Genomic DNA, 16332 nt, shown 5'->3' with positions numbered 1-16332 from the left:
GTTTTGTAATTATTTATGCTTTATTTTGAAAAAACTAAAAATTAGAGAATAATGCTGAAATTCCCTCATTCTACACAAATCTATCTCTTTTTTTTCATACTTACTTTTCTTTCCTGTAAAGAACGGGCCGGTAATGATATTGATACGTCTAAAATTGACATAAATATTAAAATTGAACGGTTTGATCAGGATTTTAGTCAGCTGGATTCTATTCAGGCATTACAGCAAAATGCCATATGGCAGAAAAAATACGGTCAGTTTTACACAGATTATATTCAGTTGATGTTGCATGCCGGAAACCCTGGGGATTCTTTATCTGTGCAGCGCAATTTGCGAACGATTTCCCGTCAACCTGATTTTAAAGCGCTGAGCACTTCCGTTGCAAAAGTATTTCCGGACCTGAAAAAACAGGAAGAAGGATTGACGGAGGTTTTTAAAAGAATGAAATACTTCTTTCCTGAATTACATACGCCACGCTTTATCTCTTTCTATTCTGGATTTGAAGTACAGACACCCATCGGTGAAGATTACATCGGGATAGGTCTGGATATGTTTCTGGGAAGTGACTCTGAGTTCTATCCGGCTCTGGTATCAACTATTCCCCTCTATATTTCGAAAAGGTTTACCCCTGAAAATATTGTTCCGCGCGTGACAGAGAGTTTTATTCGGGAAGAACTGTATCCACAGCAGGAGGGAGATGTAAATACATTGCAGCATATGATCTATCAGGGCAAAATTCTGTATGCAATGGACCAGGTAATGCCGGATGTCGCAGACAGCCTCAAAATCGGGTATAGTGCGCAACAGATGAAATGGGCAGAGGCTTATGAAAAAGAAATCTGGGCCTGGTTTATACAGGAAGAACTGTTGTATAATACAGATTATCTGCGTATTCAGAAATATTTTGCGGAAGCTCCTTTTACTCCTGAGTTAGGTGAAAATAATGAATCTGCACCAAAACTCGGAAGCTACATCGGATGGCAGATTGTCCGTAAATATATGAACAAACATCCTGAATCAGACCTCAAAAAACTGTTTGCTATAAAGGATGCTCAATTGATGCTGGATGAGTCGAAGTACAAGGGGAGTAAATAAAACAAGGAAGCCACATTTTAATGTGGCTTCCTTGTTTTATTTCAAAGCGGATAAAAGATCTTAATCTTTTATATCCAATACTTCTATTGTAAAATCAAGCGGAGCATCTTCAGGGACTTTTCCGACAGTCTGATGTCCGTAAGCCCATAAGGAAGGTGTTACAAGACGAATTTTAGCACCCTTTTGCAATCCGTTTACAGTAAGACCATTCAGGTTATATTCTCCTATTTTTTTAGGAAAGAAAGCATATAACCAGGCATTGATAACGGACTTGGCACCTGTATTCAGATTGGCTCCTACGAGCATATTCGTACCTGTATCAGCTACAGATTTATCGATTTCAACACCGTTTGTAAGACGTGCTGAATATTTCACCTTCACATTTGCCTGTATAAGTTTTGAATTTGCGGTGTCTTTGACTTTATACGTGTAACTTCCTGCGGTTCCACTTTCCAGTACCTTATACCAGATGCCGGTTACACTGTCATACACAGCTTCCGGAAACTTTTCAGTCACATACGCTTTGATAATAGGCTTTTCCTCTTCAAAACGTTTTTTTGGATCAAAGAAATCACCGTCATCCATACAGGAAGTAAATCCAATAATGGAAATTACCATTAATAGTATATCGTATCCTATTCTTTTCATGGATGAGCTTATTTGATATCTACGACTTCTATTTCATATACAATCGGAGAGTTTGCGGCAATCTTTACATTACCATCTTTATCTTTTACCTCTTGGGTATCATAGACCCAAGGTGAAGGGGAGATAAAGCGGATTTGAGAGTTTTTCTTTAATCCATTAGCTGTTAAGCCTCCGATTTTTACATCCTGATTATTGTAGGAAAGTGTTTTTGGTAAGAATGCTGTATGCCACGCATATTTACGGTTAGATAACAGATAGGTAGTCGTTTTATCCGTTTCGGTCTGCTCTGTTACAGTACCATTGATCAATTTCTCTTTAAATTTAACAGTTACTTCAGGCGCTACAATTCCATTCCCCATAGAATTAAATCTATACGTATAAGAACTTGCTTCTCCTTCTGTAATGACTTGATACCAGATTCCTGTCGCTGTATCTAATTTAGCATTTGTGAAATTTGTTTCAGCATATGATTTTAACTGAGGTGCCTGATTTGCAATTATTCCTTTAATTCTTGCATTCTCAATAGAATCTTTGATTCTCTGCTCTTCAATTAATTTGTTCCAATCGGTATCATCACTCTTGTTACAAGACGCAAAAATAAAGGTTCCCACTAATCCAATAGCGATAATTCTAAATACATTTTTCATTGTGTGTGTTGTGTATATGTTGTACTAAATGTGTGTTTTGCTTATTTACTGTCTTTATATTCCATTTTTATAACTTCTATAGTGTAGTCCAGTGGCGAATTGGCCGGAACCTGACCTACAGTCATATTGCCATAGGCATAATAAGATGGTGTTACAAACCGGATAATACTTCCGGTTTTGAGTCCGTTGCGGGTTAATCCCCTGATCTGTGTAGTCACACCGCTTATTTCATAAGGGAGGAACGCCAATTGCCATGATGCAGGCTGTTGTGCGAGAGAAACGGCAATACCTGTCTCTGTCTGATTATTTTGAACGACAGATCCGGTCAATAGTTTTCCGGTAAACTTCACGGTAACAGTCGGTGCAAGTGCCCGTACAACAGATTGACCTGTATTCGGATCCGACACTGTTTCCGTCTTATACTGGAAGTTCTCTCCTTCTCCTTCTTCAATAAGTTCAAACCAGATTCCGGTTGTATCTTTCTTAGCGGTAGGGAAATTGGTTCTTATGTAACTCTGGATATCAACGGATTCTTTTTGGTATTGTTCGTAGTCATTAAAGACATCATCATCTTTGATACAAGACGCAAACAGGCTTATTGTAGCCAGTCCCATAATCAGTAATTTTCCTAAACTTTTCGCAGTCATTTTTTTAAGTATAATAAGTCAGTCGAAGCCTTATCGATTAATTAGACGTAAGATACCGAATTATTGCTACATTAAATGTTAAAATTATTTAACATATTTTAATAACTCTTTGCTGCTTAGGTATTTGTTTGTATTTTTTTTAATGGAAAAATCATTTTTTAACAGAATCAGCTGAGGGAAGATGAGTTTTTTACGGGGAGAATTGAAGAGTAAAGCCACCTCATGAAAATGTCCGGGAGCTTTATGTTTAGAAGCATTTTTAAGCAATTGACCGTCGAAGGTTACAGAGCTAATGCTTTCTGCGTCAAATCTGACAGCATAATAATGTGTATTAATGTAACGGACAATATCAGGATCCTGAAATCCTTCTTTCATCATTTTATGACAATAAGAGCACCAGTCCGTGTAGAAAAATAACAAAGTTTCTTTAGGTTTGGCATCTAAAGAATCAGAAAGCTGCTCAAAAGTAAGCCAGTTAATTTCCTGTTTGGTCTGCGCCTGCACGCTGACCAAACAGGAAAGAAATATGATATTTAAGAGCAATGCTTTCATTTCCTTTGTAAGGATAGTTTTGAAATTTACAGGCTTAATGAAAATGACCTATTTTGACACCTATGGTAAAGGTACGGGGTCTTGAAGGACCATAAATATATTCAGAATCCCGTAGCGCTCCGCGATCAAAATCTTTTTGGTAAGCATTAAATATATTTTGTACACCACCGCTCAATTCCAGATTCAGATCTTTTTTCAATGTGAAGGTATAGCCTAGTCTGAGATTAATTTCCATAAAGTCCGGGCTCTTGGTCATGATCATATATTCTCCGTCTATCAGATGTGGAATATCCATTTTTCCGGTATACACTCCGGTCAGGTCGACAGCAAATGCTTTTGACGCTTTAATATTGGTATTGAGGTAGCCGTATACTCTCGGAGCACGCACAAAATCAGTGATGTAGATTTCAGATTGGTCATTCTGAAATAAAAGCTGAGACTTCTTGTAGCGTGATCGTTGAATGGTACCACCTGTCTGGATGGTCAGAAACGGGGAAGGAGCAACGTTAATTTCAATATTGCTGCCATATACTTTCGCTCCTTCGCCATTGATCATCTCTTCGATCAGTACACCATCTGTCTCACTGGAAAGCACATTGGTAAAGGGATTTTGTAAATCTGTATAGAAACCTTCCACCAGTACATTAGCCTGAACGCTACCCAGAACAGGTGAATAATTCAGGGAAGCGGTATAGGCATTGGAGTATTCATTTTTGAGATTTTCCGATAGCAATACAAATACCTGTTGTCCGCCAATAGAAGTCACGTGCATATCTTCATTAAAAGCCTGAGGAGCGCGGAATCCACGTGCATAGCCACCTCTGAATTGAAGATTGTCCATCAGATCATATAATACAGTAAGTCTGGGGCTGAATGTACCAAAGTTTACATCAGATTTGCGGTTAATATTTTTGAGCTGATAAGTTCCGTCTACGATACTGTAATCGTACCGCACACCAGCCAATGTTTTGAATCGGTCAGTAGGTTTCCACTCGTACTGAACATAAGAACCTATATTTTGTGTTTTCTGATCGATACGCCTGTTGTAACCGGGAATATCATCTTTGGTTTCATTACTTTGATACTCGGCACCCACAGTGAAGACATCCCGTTCAAAATTATGCACATATTGCGTACCACCGACCATTGAAAGATCTGTTGTTTTTCCGTAAGCATTGGCTGCAATGAGACTGTCTGCAGCAGTCCTGTTGCCTCCCAGTCCGCCATAGAAACTATCCCGGTTGCTTTTTTGGGCTGAAAAATAGGCCGACCATTTACGTTTAAAATCTTTTGAATAATGGTCATAGGTAAGACCTCCGATAAAAGAATTTGTCTGCAGCTGTTCTGTGATATCAGTAAAGTGAGGAGCGATGTCAAGCTGATCTCCTCCTCGGCGAAATTCGTGTAGTGTGCTGAAATCCAAGGTTATTTTGTTGAATTCGGAAGGTTTCAAAAAAGCTTTTGCACCAAATGTAGTATTTCTGAGTTTGGTCATCTCCGAGAAACCGTCCCCATTGGCATCAAAAGCCTGTCTGTTGCGGTTCATTCCGTAGAAAGTTACTCCCGACATCAGTTCATTATCTACAAATGAGGTGTTAAAATCTATGGTATTGTCCCATTTTTTGCCATCAATAAGGGAGTTTGTACTTTTAATCTGCCAGTCATTTTCTACAGGATCTTTAGTGATGATATTGATAGTTCCGGCAATCGCATTGGATCCGAATAAGGCCGATCCGCCACTTCTCACTACTTCAATACGGTCTATCATACTGGTCGGAATCTGATCCAGTCCGTAGACACTGTTTAATGCACTGAATACTGCACGGCTGTTAATTAGAATTTGCGAATAGGCACCTTCCATACCATTGAGTCTGACCTGAGAAAAACCACAGTTTTGGCAGTTGTTTTCCACACGTACCCCGGGTTGATAATTCAGGGTTTCAGACATCGCTACGGACTGCGTGGCGTTAAAGAGTTTTGGACTCAATACACTGACAATCACCGGAGCTTCTTTTCTGTTCATGCCATAACGGGAGGCGCTCACGACCACTTCATTCAGATTCAGATGATCTTCCTGTAAGGTCAGAATGAGCACAGAGTCTGTGGAAGAGGGAAGAATGTTCTTTTTAAGTGGCTGGTATCCAACTGCCCTGATCTGAAGAGTAAAGGCCTGGTTCGGAGGATTTGGTAGTGTAAACTGTCCGTTATCGTCAGATGCTGTACCGTGTTTGGATTTGTCTATCTGGATGGTCGCATGAGAAACAGGTGCACCCTGTGCATCCTGAATAACTCCTTTCAGTGCCTTTTGGGCATAAGTAATATCAATGGAGGCTAATAGTAATATACAAGCAGTAATGTAACGTAAATACATATAGATCAATAATGTTAAATGGTGTAATAGCATCAATGCGTAATGTTTGCAATAAAGAAACATCTGCATCAAAGCTTTTTCCTGCATTTTGATGCGGGAAAAATAAATTAAAATAGGAAGTAAAAAGGATTACACCAGATAAGGAGGGCCTCGCAGAAAATTATGGTCTGTGACAGTCGAAACTTCATTTATGATCAGAGGTTTATATCCGCCGATCGTCACACTGCACAGAATCGCAGAGGTAAATACGATCATCTCCGAATCGATAAATGTGCCTTGATAGACTACATTTAAAAACTGGATTTCATCGTCAGATTCGTGTTGCTTTTGTTTGGATTTTTTTTTCGTGAAGTCGTAAGGGTGGATGTGTGTAACGATCTCGCCTGTGGAGGTGACTTCTTTGTGCATGAAAATCACACCGCTGATGATAATCATGCACATCCATACCGCTAGCAGGGAGGCGATTATACGACGATATGAACAGGTAAAATGCACGGTGATAAAGTTATAACATAAAAAACGTTATTGCAAATGCAATAACGTTGCAAAAATATAAAAAGTTTTTAATGTAACAGAATGGGTTACGTTATTATTTTATCAATTTATTATTATCATCCGGGAATACCAGGGTAGGAATATGTTTTTTGGCTTCTTCCATTTCCATTTGAGCGTATGAGATGATAATGACGATATCTCCTACCTGCACCAATCGTGCTGCTGCTCCATTCAGACAGATTGTTCCGGAACCTCTTTGACCGGGAATGACATATGTTTCCAGTCTTGCTCCGTTATTGTTGTTAACGATCTGTACTTTCTCGTTGGCAATAATATTTGCCGCATCCATTAAGTCTTCATCTATCGTGATACTACCGACGTAGTTTAATTCGGCCTGAGTCACACGTACGCGATGAATTTTGGATTTCATTACCTCAATTATCATAATGCAAAGTTAGATTTTTAAATAAAAAAAACAGGTACGGGGTTATTTTTATGACAATTAATTCAAAATCATATTATCGATAAGTCGCACTCCTTCTACCCATGCTGTTACCAGAGCTACGTATTTTTTATCCGCTTCTATCGTATGGGCCTCATGCAGAGTCGTAGTCTCACATAGGGCAAAATACTCTACTTTTATCCCTGGTGTCTGTTCAAGAAGTGTAACAGCTTCTTGCTTTAGCTGATCCGGGGAAGTCTGCGTGAATTGATCACGTACATGACGTAGTGCTTTTGAGAGCGCCAGCGCAGTTTTCTTACCTGCATCTGAGAGCCGTGCATTTCTGGAACTCAAGGCCAGACCGTCTTTATCTCTTACAATCGGACAGATAGCGAGTTCTATAGGAAGATTTTTATCCTTTATCATCTTATTGATGACCATGACTTGCTGAAAATCCTTCTGGCCAAAGCAGGCAATATCTGGCTGTACCAGGGTAAAAAGCTTATACACAATCTGTGTTACCCCCTGAAAGTGTCCGGGACGGTGTTCTCCTTCCCATATGCTGTCTAAGTCACCCAGATCAATATGCCACTCTTCATTTGTACCGTACATCTCTTCTGTAGAAGGCATAAATAAGATGTCACAGTTTGCAGACTCCAACATCTGGATATCATGTTCAATAGGGCGGGGGTATTTCTCCAGATCTTTCGGATCGTTAAATTGAGTCGGATTGACAAAGATGCTGCATATCTGTATATCTGAAATGGGTTTGGCGTATTCGATCAGGGAAATATGTCCTGAATGAAGTGCGCCCATTGTCGGTATAAGTGCTATTTTTTGTTTAGCCTCGCGAACAGCAGACAAATAGTCCTGCAGCTCTTTTTTGGTTTTAAATATCTTCACTTTTTTAAAACTTTTTTGAGGGGCAAAAATGGGGAATTATTTTGTGATTCTAAAGCGATGATCTGTAGTGAATTGCGAAAGTCATAAATTATCTGTATCTTTGTAGACCGATTTTACTGTTCTATTAAAAATAACTAAATAACTGGAGATGGCTAAAACGAAGATATTGTTTGTAACCCACGAGATGTCGCCTTTCCTCGAATTAAGTAAAATTTCTGAAATTACACGCCAACTACCTCAAGCAATGCAAGAAAAGGGTTTTGAAATCAGAATCCTAATGCCTCGCTTTGGTAATATCAATGAGCGTAGAAATCGTCTTCATGAAGTGATTCGATTGTCAGGAATGAATATTGTGGTGGATAATAACGACAATCCATTGATTATCAAGGTGGCATCCTTGCCTGCAGCACGAATGCAGGTGTACTTTTTGGACAACGAAGATTATTTTCAGCGTAAAAAGGTTTTCAAAAATGAAAGCGGAGAATTTTTCGATGATAATAATGAACGCTCTGTCTTCTTCTGTAAAGGGGTTTTGGAAACGGTTAAAAAATTAGGATGGTCTCCTGATGTGGTACATTGCCATGGATGGTTCTCCGCACTGGTTCCGGCGTATCTGAAAACAACTTACAAAGATGATCCGGCATTCAAAGGTGCTAAAGTCATGTATTCTTTATACAATGAAGATGATTTTGGAAGTTCTTCTTTGCATGCAAAGTATGCGGAAATAGCTCCGGAAGGAAGTATGACAGCCGAAGATGCTGCAAATTACGGTAGCGGAAGCTATGTGGATGTCTACAAAGGTGCGTTGGCTTTTACAGATGTAGCGGTTATCGCTGATCAGGGAGTTTCGCAAGAGATTATTGATTTTGCAAAGAGCAGAGATATTCAGATCTTCGAACCAAACGGAGATGAAGATTATGAAGCTTTCAATGATCTGTTCGATCAGTTTGCTCCCGTAGAAGAGGAAACAACGGTTTAAATCAGGATTAATATCCGGTTTAATCACTTTTAAACGTATAATATAAATCTCTGTCAGTCAAACTGACAGAGATTTTTTTATGGAATTATCCCTGAAAATAAAAGGGCGCTTTATTAAAAGCGCCCGGATTATCAGAATGCAGATGAATCTTTTAGCAGATTCTCTGCATTTTGATACTATATACTACTCATGAATCCAAAACAGTATTTAATTTTTAAAATCTACATTCGATATCCAGCTTCTTAGTATTCCTGTTCCTGCTCCTGCCACAGCATCATGTCCGTTTCCGGTAATGTCTTTAAATGTATTACCCGTTCCTTCATCCATAGGCCAATAACCAATTAAGTCCGGATTTTTGGCATTAATAGCAAAATACATGTTGTTCTTGATCTGGTTCTGCGTAATTGCTCTCTTCCATAACCGAACCTGACCCATCTGGCATCTGTCCCTGAAGTAAGCACTGCCACTTGCAATCATTTGTAAGGCGTCAAATCTCACACTTCCGCCATTAGGCGCAGGGGGCTGAAACTTGACATCAAGCTCTCCGTCACGGTATATAGTCAAGGTGTTGCCATCATATACAAATGCCCAATGGTACCATTTATTCGCTTCCAGATTTGATGCGGTCTGAATCTGTCCGCCCAGCGTTTTGATCTGCAGATAATTGTATGGTCTGTTGGCGTCTCCGAATCGGATGTAAATCTCATGATCACTGCTTCCGGTATTGAATATGGCCTGATTATTAATGCTGTAGGCAGACATTTTAGTCCAGCATTCCAGACTCCACTGGCTGGTACTGATATTCCATTTATCAGCCGGCAGCGCATTAACCTGAGTGGTTCCTCCGGACATCTCGGGTACAGATACCCGTAATGGCTTTGCCAGCAGGTATATAAATCGCGATTGTGAATTAGAGTTTGTAATATTGCCTTTCAATACATTTCCTAATTCCACTCCCAATGCATATCTGTTGCCATTTGTTTCAAAGTCTTCCACCCGTATAGTGTAAATAGCACTTATTTCTCCCGCAGGAATTACCACTTTTGCATTTGCCGGTAAGGAAAAGTTGGGCACAGGCAAATATTCAGAGCTGGTCTCTTTGTTGTAATTGTCTAACATAGATGGGGTAAGCTTTACTTCTACTTCGACATCTTCAGCAACTTTTTTTGCAAGACGCACAAGGATGTTAATATCTGCACCATTATTCATGGTAATAGTCTCTGCTTTTTCGGAACTGTTGGCAGCACTGCTGATATAGATACTATTATCTATAATCTGATATTCTGCATTTTTACAGGACAGAATCAGACAGCTAAGACTTAATATGATATATTTTAAGGTTTTCATTTTTATGTGTTTAGGTTAGATTTTATTTTGCGGCTTTTCGCTCATTGAATACCCGGTACAGATTGGTAATACCCTGTCTCAGGAAGTAATATTCAGGAGATCCGTCATAGTCTCCCTTACCTTTTGGCATATAATCAAAACCTGAACGGTATAAACCACAGCCACCAATTTGTTGATTAAGACCGTCAGCTGTATATATAAATTGAGACATCGACAGAAAACCTCCTCCTGTATTGGCATAGGACTCAAAATTTTCAGTAAGAAGTGTTCTTCTCACTACTTCATCCGCAGTTATTCTTCCCGCAGCTATATGTGCGCTCATGTCTTCGATCACCCCTTTTACTCTGGATGTCTGATTCGCTGCAGTAGTCGATCCATATGCCTGCAATACATAATAATCAAAATATTGAGATTCCCAGTCTTTATCCATTCTTCCTCTTATGCCTACTTCTCCATCAATTATAAGTAGCAGTCCGGGTTTGGCAGGTTTTCTGCCATCACGTTCAGTGCGCTGAGATCCTGGTCCAAACCAATATCCGAGTTCTTCAACAAAAATACGTCGCTGTACCCGGTTGGACCACAGATAACTTCCCCCTATACCTCCGCCCAGTGGTTCATAATCCCAGTCAAATCCATCATACCCTGCTCTTATTACGGCATCATAGATCGCTTCACCATATTTTCGTATGGCAGGTCTTACAACTGCTTCATCCGAACTGTTGCCGATATTGTACATCTCATCCGCAGGCATATCATCGCCAATTTTTGCAGAAAAAAGGGTTACTACGACTTTTGTCCCTTTCACTTTTTGCACATACTCCATGTCAGCTTTTCGCTCCGGACTCAGATCAAACTTGGGATGCCCTCCCCAGTTGGAAGCAATTGTAATGGAGTCTGGTAATCCCCGGAGACTATTTTCTCCTGTAGGTGCTACACCTGTCCAGTTATCAAACCAGACAAAGGTTTGTGGCAATCCTGGAGTTTTTTTCCATTCCCGAAGTGCGGCATAATACTCGTCGGTCTTGACCGTCGCATTCAGATCCGTTGAATTATTATTAAGTGATTCGACCTCCGTCCATTCTTTACAGGATTGGAAGGTAAGGAGATATAGTGTCGTTATCAGTATAATGTGTATATTTTTCATAATGTTGTTCATAAAGAATAGAGTTTAGTTTTTCTTTGCCCACCATAAATCTGTAGAAGCCACATCATCGCCGCCTAACAGCGAGATGGCCTGCGTAACATTTGCCCCGTTGCTTCTGTATTGTGCCTGTGGATAAGGCAGTCGTCTTGCCAGGCGTCCGGATGTATTAACAACGTTACCTATAAAACTACTGGAGCTGAGGTTGTTTACTGCCGGGAAAAACTGTGGAAATCCGGTGCGTCTGTGATCTGCCCAGGCTTCCATTCCGTATGGAAAATTAGCCAGCCACTTTTGCGTAATAATTTTTTCCAGTTTGGAATTCTGTGTGCCTGTGACATCATCCCAGTTTACGGTGATACGATTAGGAACAGAAATGTTTGAAGCACTCAGAAAAGGATTTGTATATGCCTGAGGCACAGTTTTGCCTGCCAGATAAGTGCCAATTACGACAGCATGCTGGCTCATAGAAGTCTGGATGCCGCTCTCATAAAAACTTTTGGCCTGCGCATCTCCGCCAGCGATCCATCCTTTGAGTGCCGCTTCAGATTTCAAAAAAGCAATCTCTGATGCGCAAAAAACTAAAATAGGTGTATTTGCTGCAAAGGCAGGCTTTGAGAAATTAGAAGCATTGCTATAGGTTGTCTTATTGATATTCTGGATACCTGTTCTGACACCTCTGTATTGACCATTGGATATTGTTGTCATATATTTTGGCCTTCTTGGATCTTCAAAACCATTCATATAGGAAGATAATACGGCATTGATGGCGAGATCACCCCAGTTTGCAGATGCTTTGAAATAGGGATTGTCATCTGTCGGAATCCAGGCATTATCCGCATTCGTTTCTATAGCTCCGGCTTGCATCGCCTGCAGGAACATACCTTTTGCATAGTCTGTATCCACAGAAGAGATCCGCATAGCCATGCGCATTTTCAAGGAATTAGCAAATCTGATCCATTTTGAGAAATCTCCCCTGTAAATGACATCGTAGGTTGACATGGGATTATCCTTCGAATTATTCGTCTCCTGAACAAAATTGTTTAACGTAGTGATGCTGCTGTTCAACTCATCAAACATCAGATGATAAATAGTTTTTACATCGTCAAAAGCCACATTATCATCGTTGGATTCTCCGATTTTGGAATAGGGGATAGGGCCATACATATCCACTACACGCAACATGGCTGCCACACGGATAATACTTGCCCAGGCATAGATATAACCTTTACTTTCTGTTACTTTTTTAATCTTGATATAGTTGGAATTGAAGTCAACCATAATGTCTTTAAACGGGACTTCAACCCAATCCAGTGCCGGATTAAAGGTTCCGAAATTTGTTCCCTGCCAGTTATTTGTCGTGGCAAAGTACCCTCCGTACTGACCTCCGACCATCTGCTCTATATGCTGACTCTTATTTTCCTGCGCATAGTGCATGGTGGCAATAAGTGAAGGAAATAACGTTCCCAGTTTTTCTGAATTAGTCAGATCCTGTTCCGTCGGATTTGTAGGATGCGTATTGAGACTCTCAAAATTTTTGGTACAGGAGGAAGCAAAGATCATAACCGCTACTATACCTATACTATATATATATTGAAATGTTAGTTTTTTCATAATTTTTTGAATTAGAATTGTAGCTTAAGGTTAAAGCCTATATTTCTTAGGCTGGGTTGCATAAAGAAATCAACTCCGGTATAATAGGTGCTCGATGCTGATGGCACGGATTCCGGATCAAACGGAGCTTTGTTATAGAGCAGTGCCAGATTGTTACCAACGATTCCGATAGTCGCATTTGCTATATTTCCCAGGAACCTTTTATTGATTGTATATTCTATGCTTAATTCCTGTAATCTCACATTGTCTGCTTTATAAACATACAGATCAGACTTACCTGTTCCTTCAGCTACCACATTCATGTAATCTTGTGCCGACACCTCATGTCCAAGTATATTAATATTGCCCTGACGACGTAAGTTGGCGCTATATTCTGATACACCATATCTGTCCAGAATAGCTTGTGTATTGGAGACTACTAATCCACCGAATCGACCGCTGAGTACGACATTCAAGCGTAAATCCTTATAGGTAAAGGAGTTTTTCCAGCCCATATGGGACTTCGGTAACAGGGATCCTAATTTTCTGTAATCGTTGGTATTCAACGTTTCCATTGACGGTAGAAGCGTCGAAGGATTTAAGTAAATATAACCGTTGTTATCCCGTTTGAAATCGGATGTAGAATAGATATCTCCCATAGATCCGCCTTCACGCAGACGCACTACAGGCGAACCGATACTTCCTAATGTCGCTTTGTCTACATAATTCTCCAGTGTAGGATTATCTCTTAATATATCTGCTCCGTAGAGACTTACAATCTTATTTTTATTGAAGGAAAAGGTCAGATTACTGCTCCATGCAAATTTGTCCCAGGTATTCTGATAACCCAGTAATAATTCAATACCGCTATTACGAACATTTCCTGTTTGTATGATTCTGCCTGTATATTCCGTTCCGCTTTCGAGGATAGTATGCGTCTGGTTTTCTGTGTCAGAACTGTAATATGTAGCACTGAGGGATAAACTGTTTTTTAGAAACTTCATGTCCAGACCAAATTCGTAAGATGTCGTCAGTTCGGGTTTCAGGAAGAAATTAGGACGGATCTTAGCAAGAGCATATGTATTGGTCTGCGCATCATAGATATACTGCTCTGTAGTCAGATATGGGTCGTATGAATTACCAACTTTGGTATAAGAACCTCTGGCTTTAAGATAAGAAAACCAGTTCGGAAGAGTGAATGCTTCACTTAAGACTGTAGAAAGGCCCACGGACGGATAGAAAAACGAACGTTCAGGAGATTGTGACCAGGCTAAGGCCGAATCCCAATCATTTCTTCCGGTCAGTGTCAGGAAGAGGAAGTTTTTATATCCAATCTCTGCATTTGCAAAAACAGACTGTGTCTGTCTTTTGAGTCCGTCCTGATCCGTCTTGAATGTACCTACAGCTCTGTTCATATTTTCAATGCTGAAATAGTTTATGATCTGCTGCAGATCGCCTTCAATGGTATAAGCATTCATTCGTTTATCTTTAATGGATGCTCCGGCGTTAATATTAATATTAAAAGGATCAAAATTCTTTGTGTAGGTAGCAATCAGATCCGCATATAGTTGTCTCTCTTCGCGTGTGGTCAGATTATGTCTGCCTTTAGGACCTGCAAGTGCTCCCAAAGTGCTAGCATACCGGTTATCTGTACTTTGCAGATTCATATTATCCACATTGACACGTCCGGTGATATTCAGGTCGTTGGAAAAGTTGTATTTCAGGGAAGAGGTGAGCATATATCTTTTACGATCTGCGTTTCTGTTCATGCGGTACATTGTCCAATAAGGATTCTGGATAGATAATCCCTGATCACCATAGATCCAGTATTGTTTGTTTACCTCTGTGATAGGATCAAAGCGTTCGAATAGCTGAACATTTGAAAAGTCTTCATTTCTTGGAAACAGGTATAGTGCCGGTAAAGGATTGAAATATTGTCCCTGCGCTACCATATTGCTGTTGTTTTGGATGATATAGTTGACACTTGCATCCAATACTAGCTTATTATCAAGAAAAGTGGTGGTGTTCCGGTAAAGAAAATTGTATCTGTTATATTTGTTATTAGGCATGATACCATGTGCATTATTTGCACCTGCGGAAAAGTAATTCTGGCTTTTTTCGTTACCTGTGGATAGGGCCACTACATTGTTGACATTTGATCCGGTATTGAAAAAATTTGATGGGTCATAGCGCATTTGTGTTTCTTCTCCCCAACTCATAACAGATCCGGCTACATTACCATAGGTATTTTGGAATTTGGGCAATAACAACGGATCTGAGAAAGTGGTACTGTGACTCAGGGAAAGTGTGGTTTTGTCTGCAGATCCTTTTTTAGTCGTAATCAGTATAACCCCGTTAGCACCTTCAAATCCATATAATGCAGCGGCAGAGGGTCCGGTCATGACAGAAATGTTTTCGATATCGTCCGGATTTATATCTGCAATACTTTCTGTTCCCGGTTGGGCTGTCATTTGTCCATCTCCGCCACTAGAAATAAAATTATTCATAGGAACCCCGTCTATTACATACAGCACATTGTTGTTGAGTGAAATAGATTTGTTACCCCTCATGACTACTTTTACTGCTCCTCCGGGACCTGCAGAGCTGCTGTTGATCTGTGCTCCTGCAACCTTACCGACCAGAGAATTGACAAAGTTTGAGTTTTTTACAGTAGTCAGGTCTTCATTACCGACCTTCTGAACCTGATAACTCAATGTCTTTTCGGAACGCTTAATCCCTAAGGCAGTAATAACGACCGTTTCGATCTCCTGCTCCTGAGGCATAAGTACTATTCGTATAGCTGAAGGTGATTTCACTTCATGACGTTGGGTGTGATAGCCGATGTAGGTAATCGTCAATACATCTCCAAGCTTACCGTCCAGATTAAATGCTCCGCTTTGATCTGTAGATGTACGTTTCTGATTTGTATTGTTAAGAATGGAAACACCGGAAATAGCCTGCCCTAGTGAATCCACGATAACACCTGATAGTCTGGCCTGAATCGTTACACTTGGTTTTATCGCCTCAGCTTCCGGAGTTTTGTCTTTCTTCTGGCTGATGATAATGTATTTCTGATGAATCTTGTAATCCAGAGGCTGATTTTTAAGAAGTATCTGAAGTGCTTCCTTCACAGGTTTTCCGTTCAAAGATATATTGAGTTTTTTTGCATCCCTGAGTACATTTTTCTCATAGACAAATGTATATTCTGACTGCTTTTCTATGCGTTCAAACGCATCTTCAAGCCTCACATTCTTTAGGTTCAAAGAGATGTTTTGAGAATAGCCCCGACTAAAACTCAATGTCATAAATGACAATAATAACAATAAGGATAACTTCATAATCAGGAAGGCCTTAGTTTTAATACTATTTTGAAATAAATAAATATTACTTTTTTCAATATTGAAAAAAATCATAAATTAGATGAATTAGGTTTAAAATCTTGTTTACGCTCGATGGAAAAGCTAATTATTTT

At 39.9% G+C, this 16332-nt stretch carries 14 protein-coding genes; 2 read left to right on the top strand and 12 right to left on the bottom strand.

What is annotated here, in order from left to right:
* The first annotated feature begins 51 nt into the window (after positions 1 to 51).
* Positions 52 to 1095 (top strand): gliding motility lipoprotein GldB, encoded by a 1044-nt coding sequence (gene gldB, locus B4B65_RS16970; protein WP_293917158.1) that lies wholly within the window; start codon positions 52 to 54, stop codon positions 1093 to 1095.
* Between the two features lie 60 nt (positions 1096 to 1155).
* On the opposite strand, the gene B4B65_RS16965 is transcribed toward gldB, so the two are convergent.
* The 8 genes from B4B65_RS16965 to panC form a co-directional block, all read right to left on the bottom strand.
* Positions 1156 to 1743 carry an FKBP-type peptidyl-prolyl cis-trans isomerase gene (locus B4B65_RS16965; protein WP_293917156.1) on the bottom strand — a complete coding sequence of 196 codons (588 nt, stop codon included), beginning with the start codon at positions 1741 to 1743 and terminating at the stop codon, positions 1156 to 1158.
* 8 nt (positions 1744 to 1751) lie between these two features.
* Entirely contained in the window at positions 1752 to 2390 is a 639-nt protein-coding gene (locus B4B65_RS16960; RefSeq protein ID WP_293917154.1) for an FKBP-type peptidyl-prolyl cis-trans isomerase, read from the bottom strand.
* Positions 2391 to 2431: 41 nt separating this feature from the next.
* Entirely contained in the window at positions 2432 to 3037 is a 606-nt protein-coding gene (locus B4B65_RS16955) for an FKBP-type peptidyl-prolyl cis-trans isomerase (RefSeq protein WP_201680658.1), read from the bottom strand.
* A gap of 84 nt (positions 3038 to 3121) precedes the next feature.
* Complete coding sequence (locus B4B65_RS16950; protein ID WP_293917151.1) at positions 3122 to 3589, bottom strand: thioredoxin family protein; 468 nt, start codon at positions 3587 to 3589, stop codon at positions 3122 to 3124.
* Between the two features lie 34 nt (positions 3590 to 3623).
* Positions 3624 to 5960 carry a TonB-dependent receptor gene (locus B4B65_RS16945; RefSeq protein WP_293917149.1) on the bottom strand — a complete coding sequence of 779 codons (2337 nt, stop codon included), beginning with the start codon at positions 5958 to 5960 and terminating at the stop codon, positions 3624 to 3626.
* Positions 5961 to 6089: 129 nt separating this feature from the next.
* The gene (locus B4B65_RS16940) at positions 6090 to 6395 is read right to left on the bottom strand and encodes a hypothetical protein (RefSeq protein ID WP_293917147.1); all 306 of its coding nucleotides are present in this window, start codon (positions 6393 to 6395) and stop codon (positions 6090 to 6092) included.
* A 154-nt stretch (positions 6396 to 6549) separates the two neighbouring features.
* The gene (gene panD, locus B4B65_RS16935) at positions 6550 to 6900 is read right to left on the bottom strand and encodes an aspartate 1-decarboxylase (protein WP_201680655.1); all 351 of its coding nucleotides are present in this window, start codon (positions 6898 to 6900) and stop codon (positions 6550 to 6552) included.
* Between the two features lie 57 nt (positions 6901 to 6957).
* The gene (gene panC, locus B4B65_RS16930; RefSeq protein WP_293917145.1) at positions 6958 to 7800 is read right to left on the bottom strand and encodes a pantoate--beta-alanine ligase; all 843 of its coding nucleotides are present in this window, start codon (positions 7798 to 7800) and stop codon (positions 6958 to 6960) included.
* A gap of 148 nt (positions 7801 to 7948) precedes the next feature.
* Between panC and B4B65_RS16925 the strand changes: the two genes are divergently transcribed.
* Positions 7949 to 8779: a glycogen/starch synthase gene (locus B4B65_RS16925; RefSeq protein WP_003000679.1), complete on the top strand. Its 831-nt coding sequence runs from the start codon at positions 7949 to 7951 to the stop codon at positions 8777 to 8779.
* Positions 8780 to 8986: 207 nt separating this feature from the next.
* Here the strand turns inward: B4B65_RS16925 and B4B65_RS16920 are convergent, their stop codons facing one another.
* From B4B65_RS16920 to B4B65_RS16905, 4 genes are read right to left on the bottom strand one after another with little or no spacing between them, the layout of a single operon-like run.
* Positions 8987 to 10126, bottom strand: a complete 1140-nt coding sequence (locus B4B65_RS16920) for a DUF1735 and LamG domain-containing protein (protein ID WP_293917142.1) — start codon at positions 10124 to 10126, stop codon at positions 8987 to 8989.
* A 22-nt stretch (positions 10127 to 10148) separates the two neighbouring features.
* Positions 10149 to 11282, bottom strand: coding sequence for a glycoside hydrolase family 18 (locus B4B65_RS16915; RefSeq protein WP_422663656.1), 1134 nt, complete (start codon positions 11280 to 11282; stop codon positions 10149 to 10151).
* Positions 11283 to 11294: 12 nt separating this feature from the next.
* Positions 11295 to 12881, bottom strand: a complete 1587-nt coding sequence (locus tag B4B65_RS16910; RefSeq protein ID WP_293917138.1) for a SusD/RagB family nutrient-binding outer membrane lipoprotein — start codon at positions 12879 to 12881, stop codon at positions 11295 to 11297.
* Between the two features lie 11 nt (positions 12882 to 12892).
* Positions 12893 to 16198 (bottom strand): SusC/RagA family TonB-linked outer membrane protein, encoded by a 3306-nt coding sequence (locus tag B4B65_RS16905; RefSeq protein WP_293917136.1) that lies wholly within the window; start codon positions 16196 to 16198, stop codon positions 12893 to 12895.
* Between the last annotated feature and the right edge of the window lie 134 nt (positions 16199 to 16332).

The sequence above is a fragment of the Sphingobacterium sp. UBA5789 genome (assembly GCF_002418355.1).
Lineage (GTDB): Bacteria > Bacteroidota > Bacteroidia > Sphingobacteriales > Sphingobacteriaceae > Sphingobacterium.
Note: the sequence above shows the minus strand (reverse complement) of the source record. Positions and strands in the feature narration are given on the sequence as shown.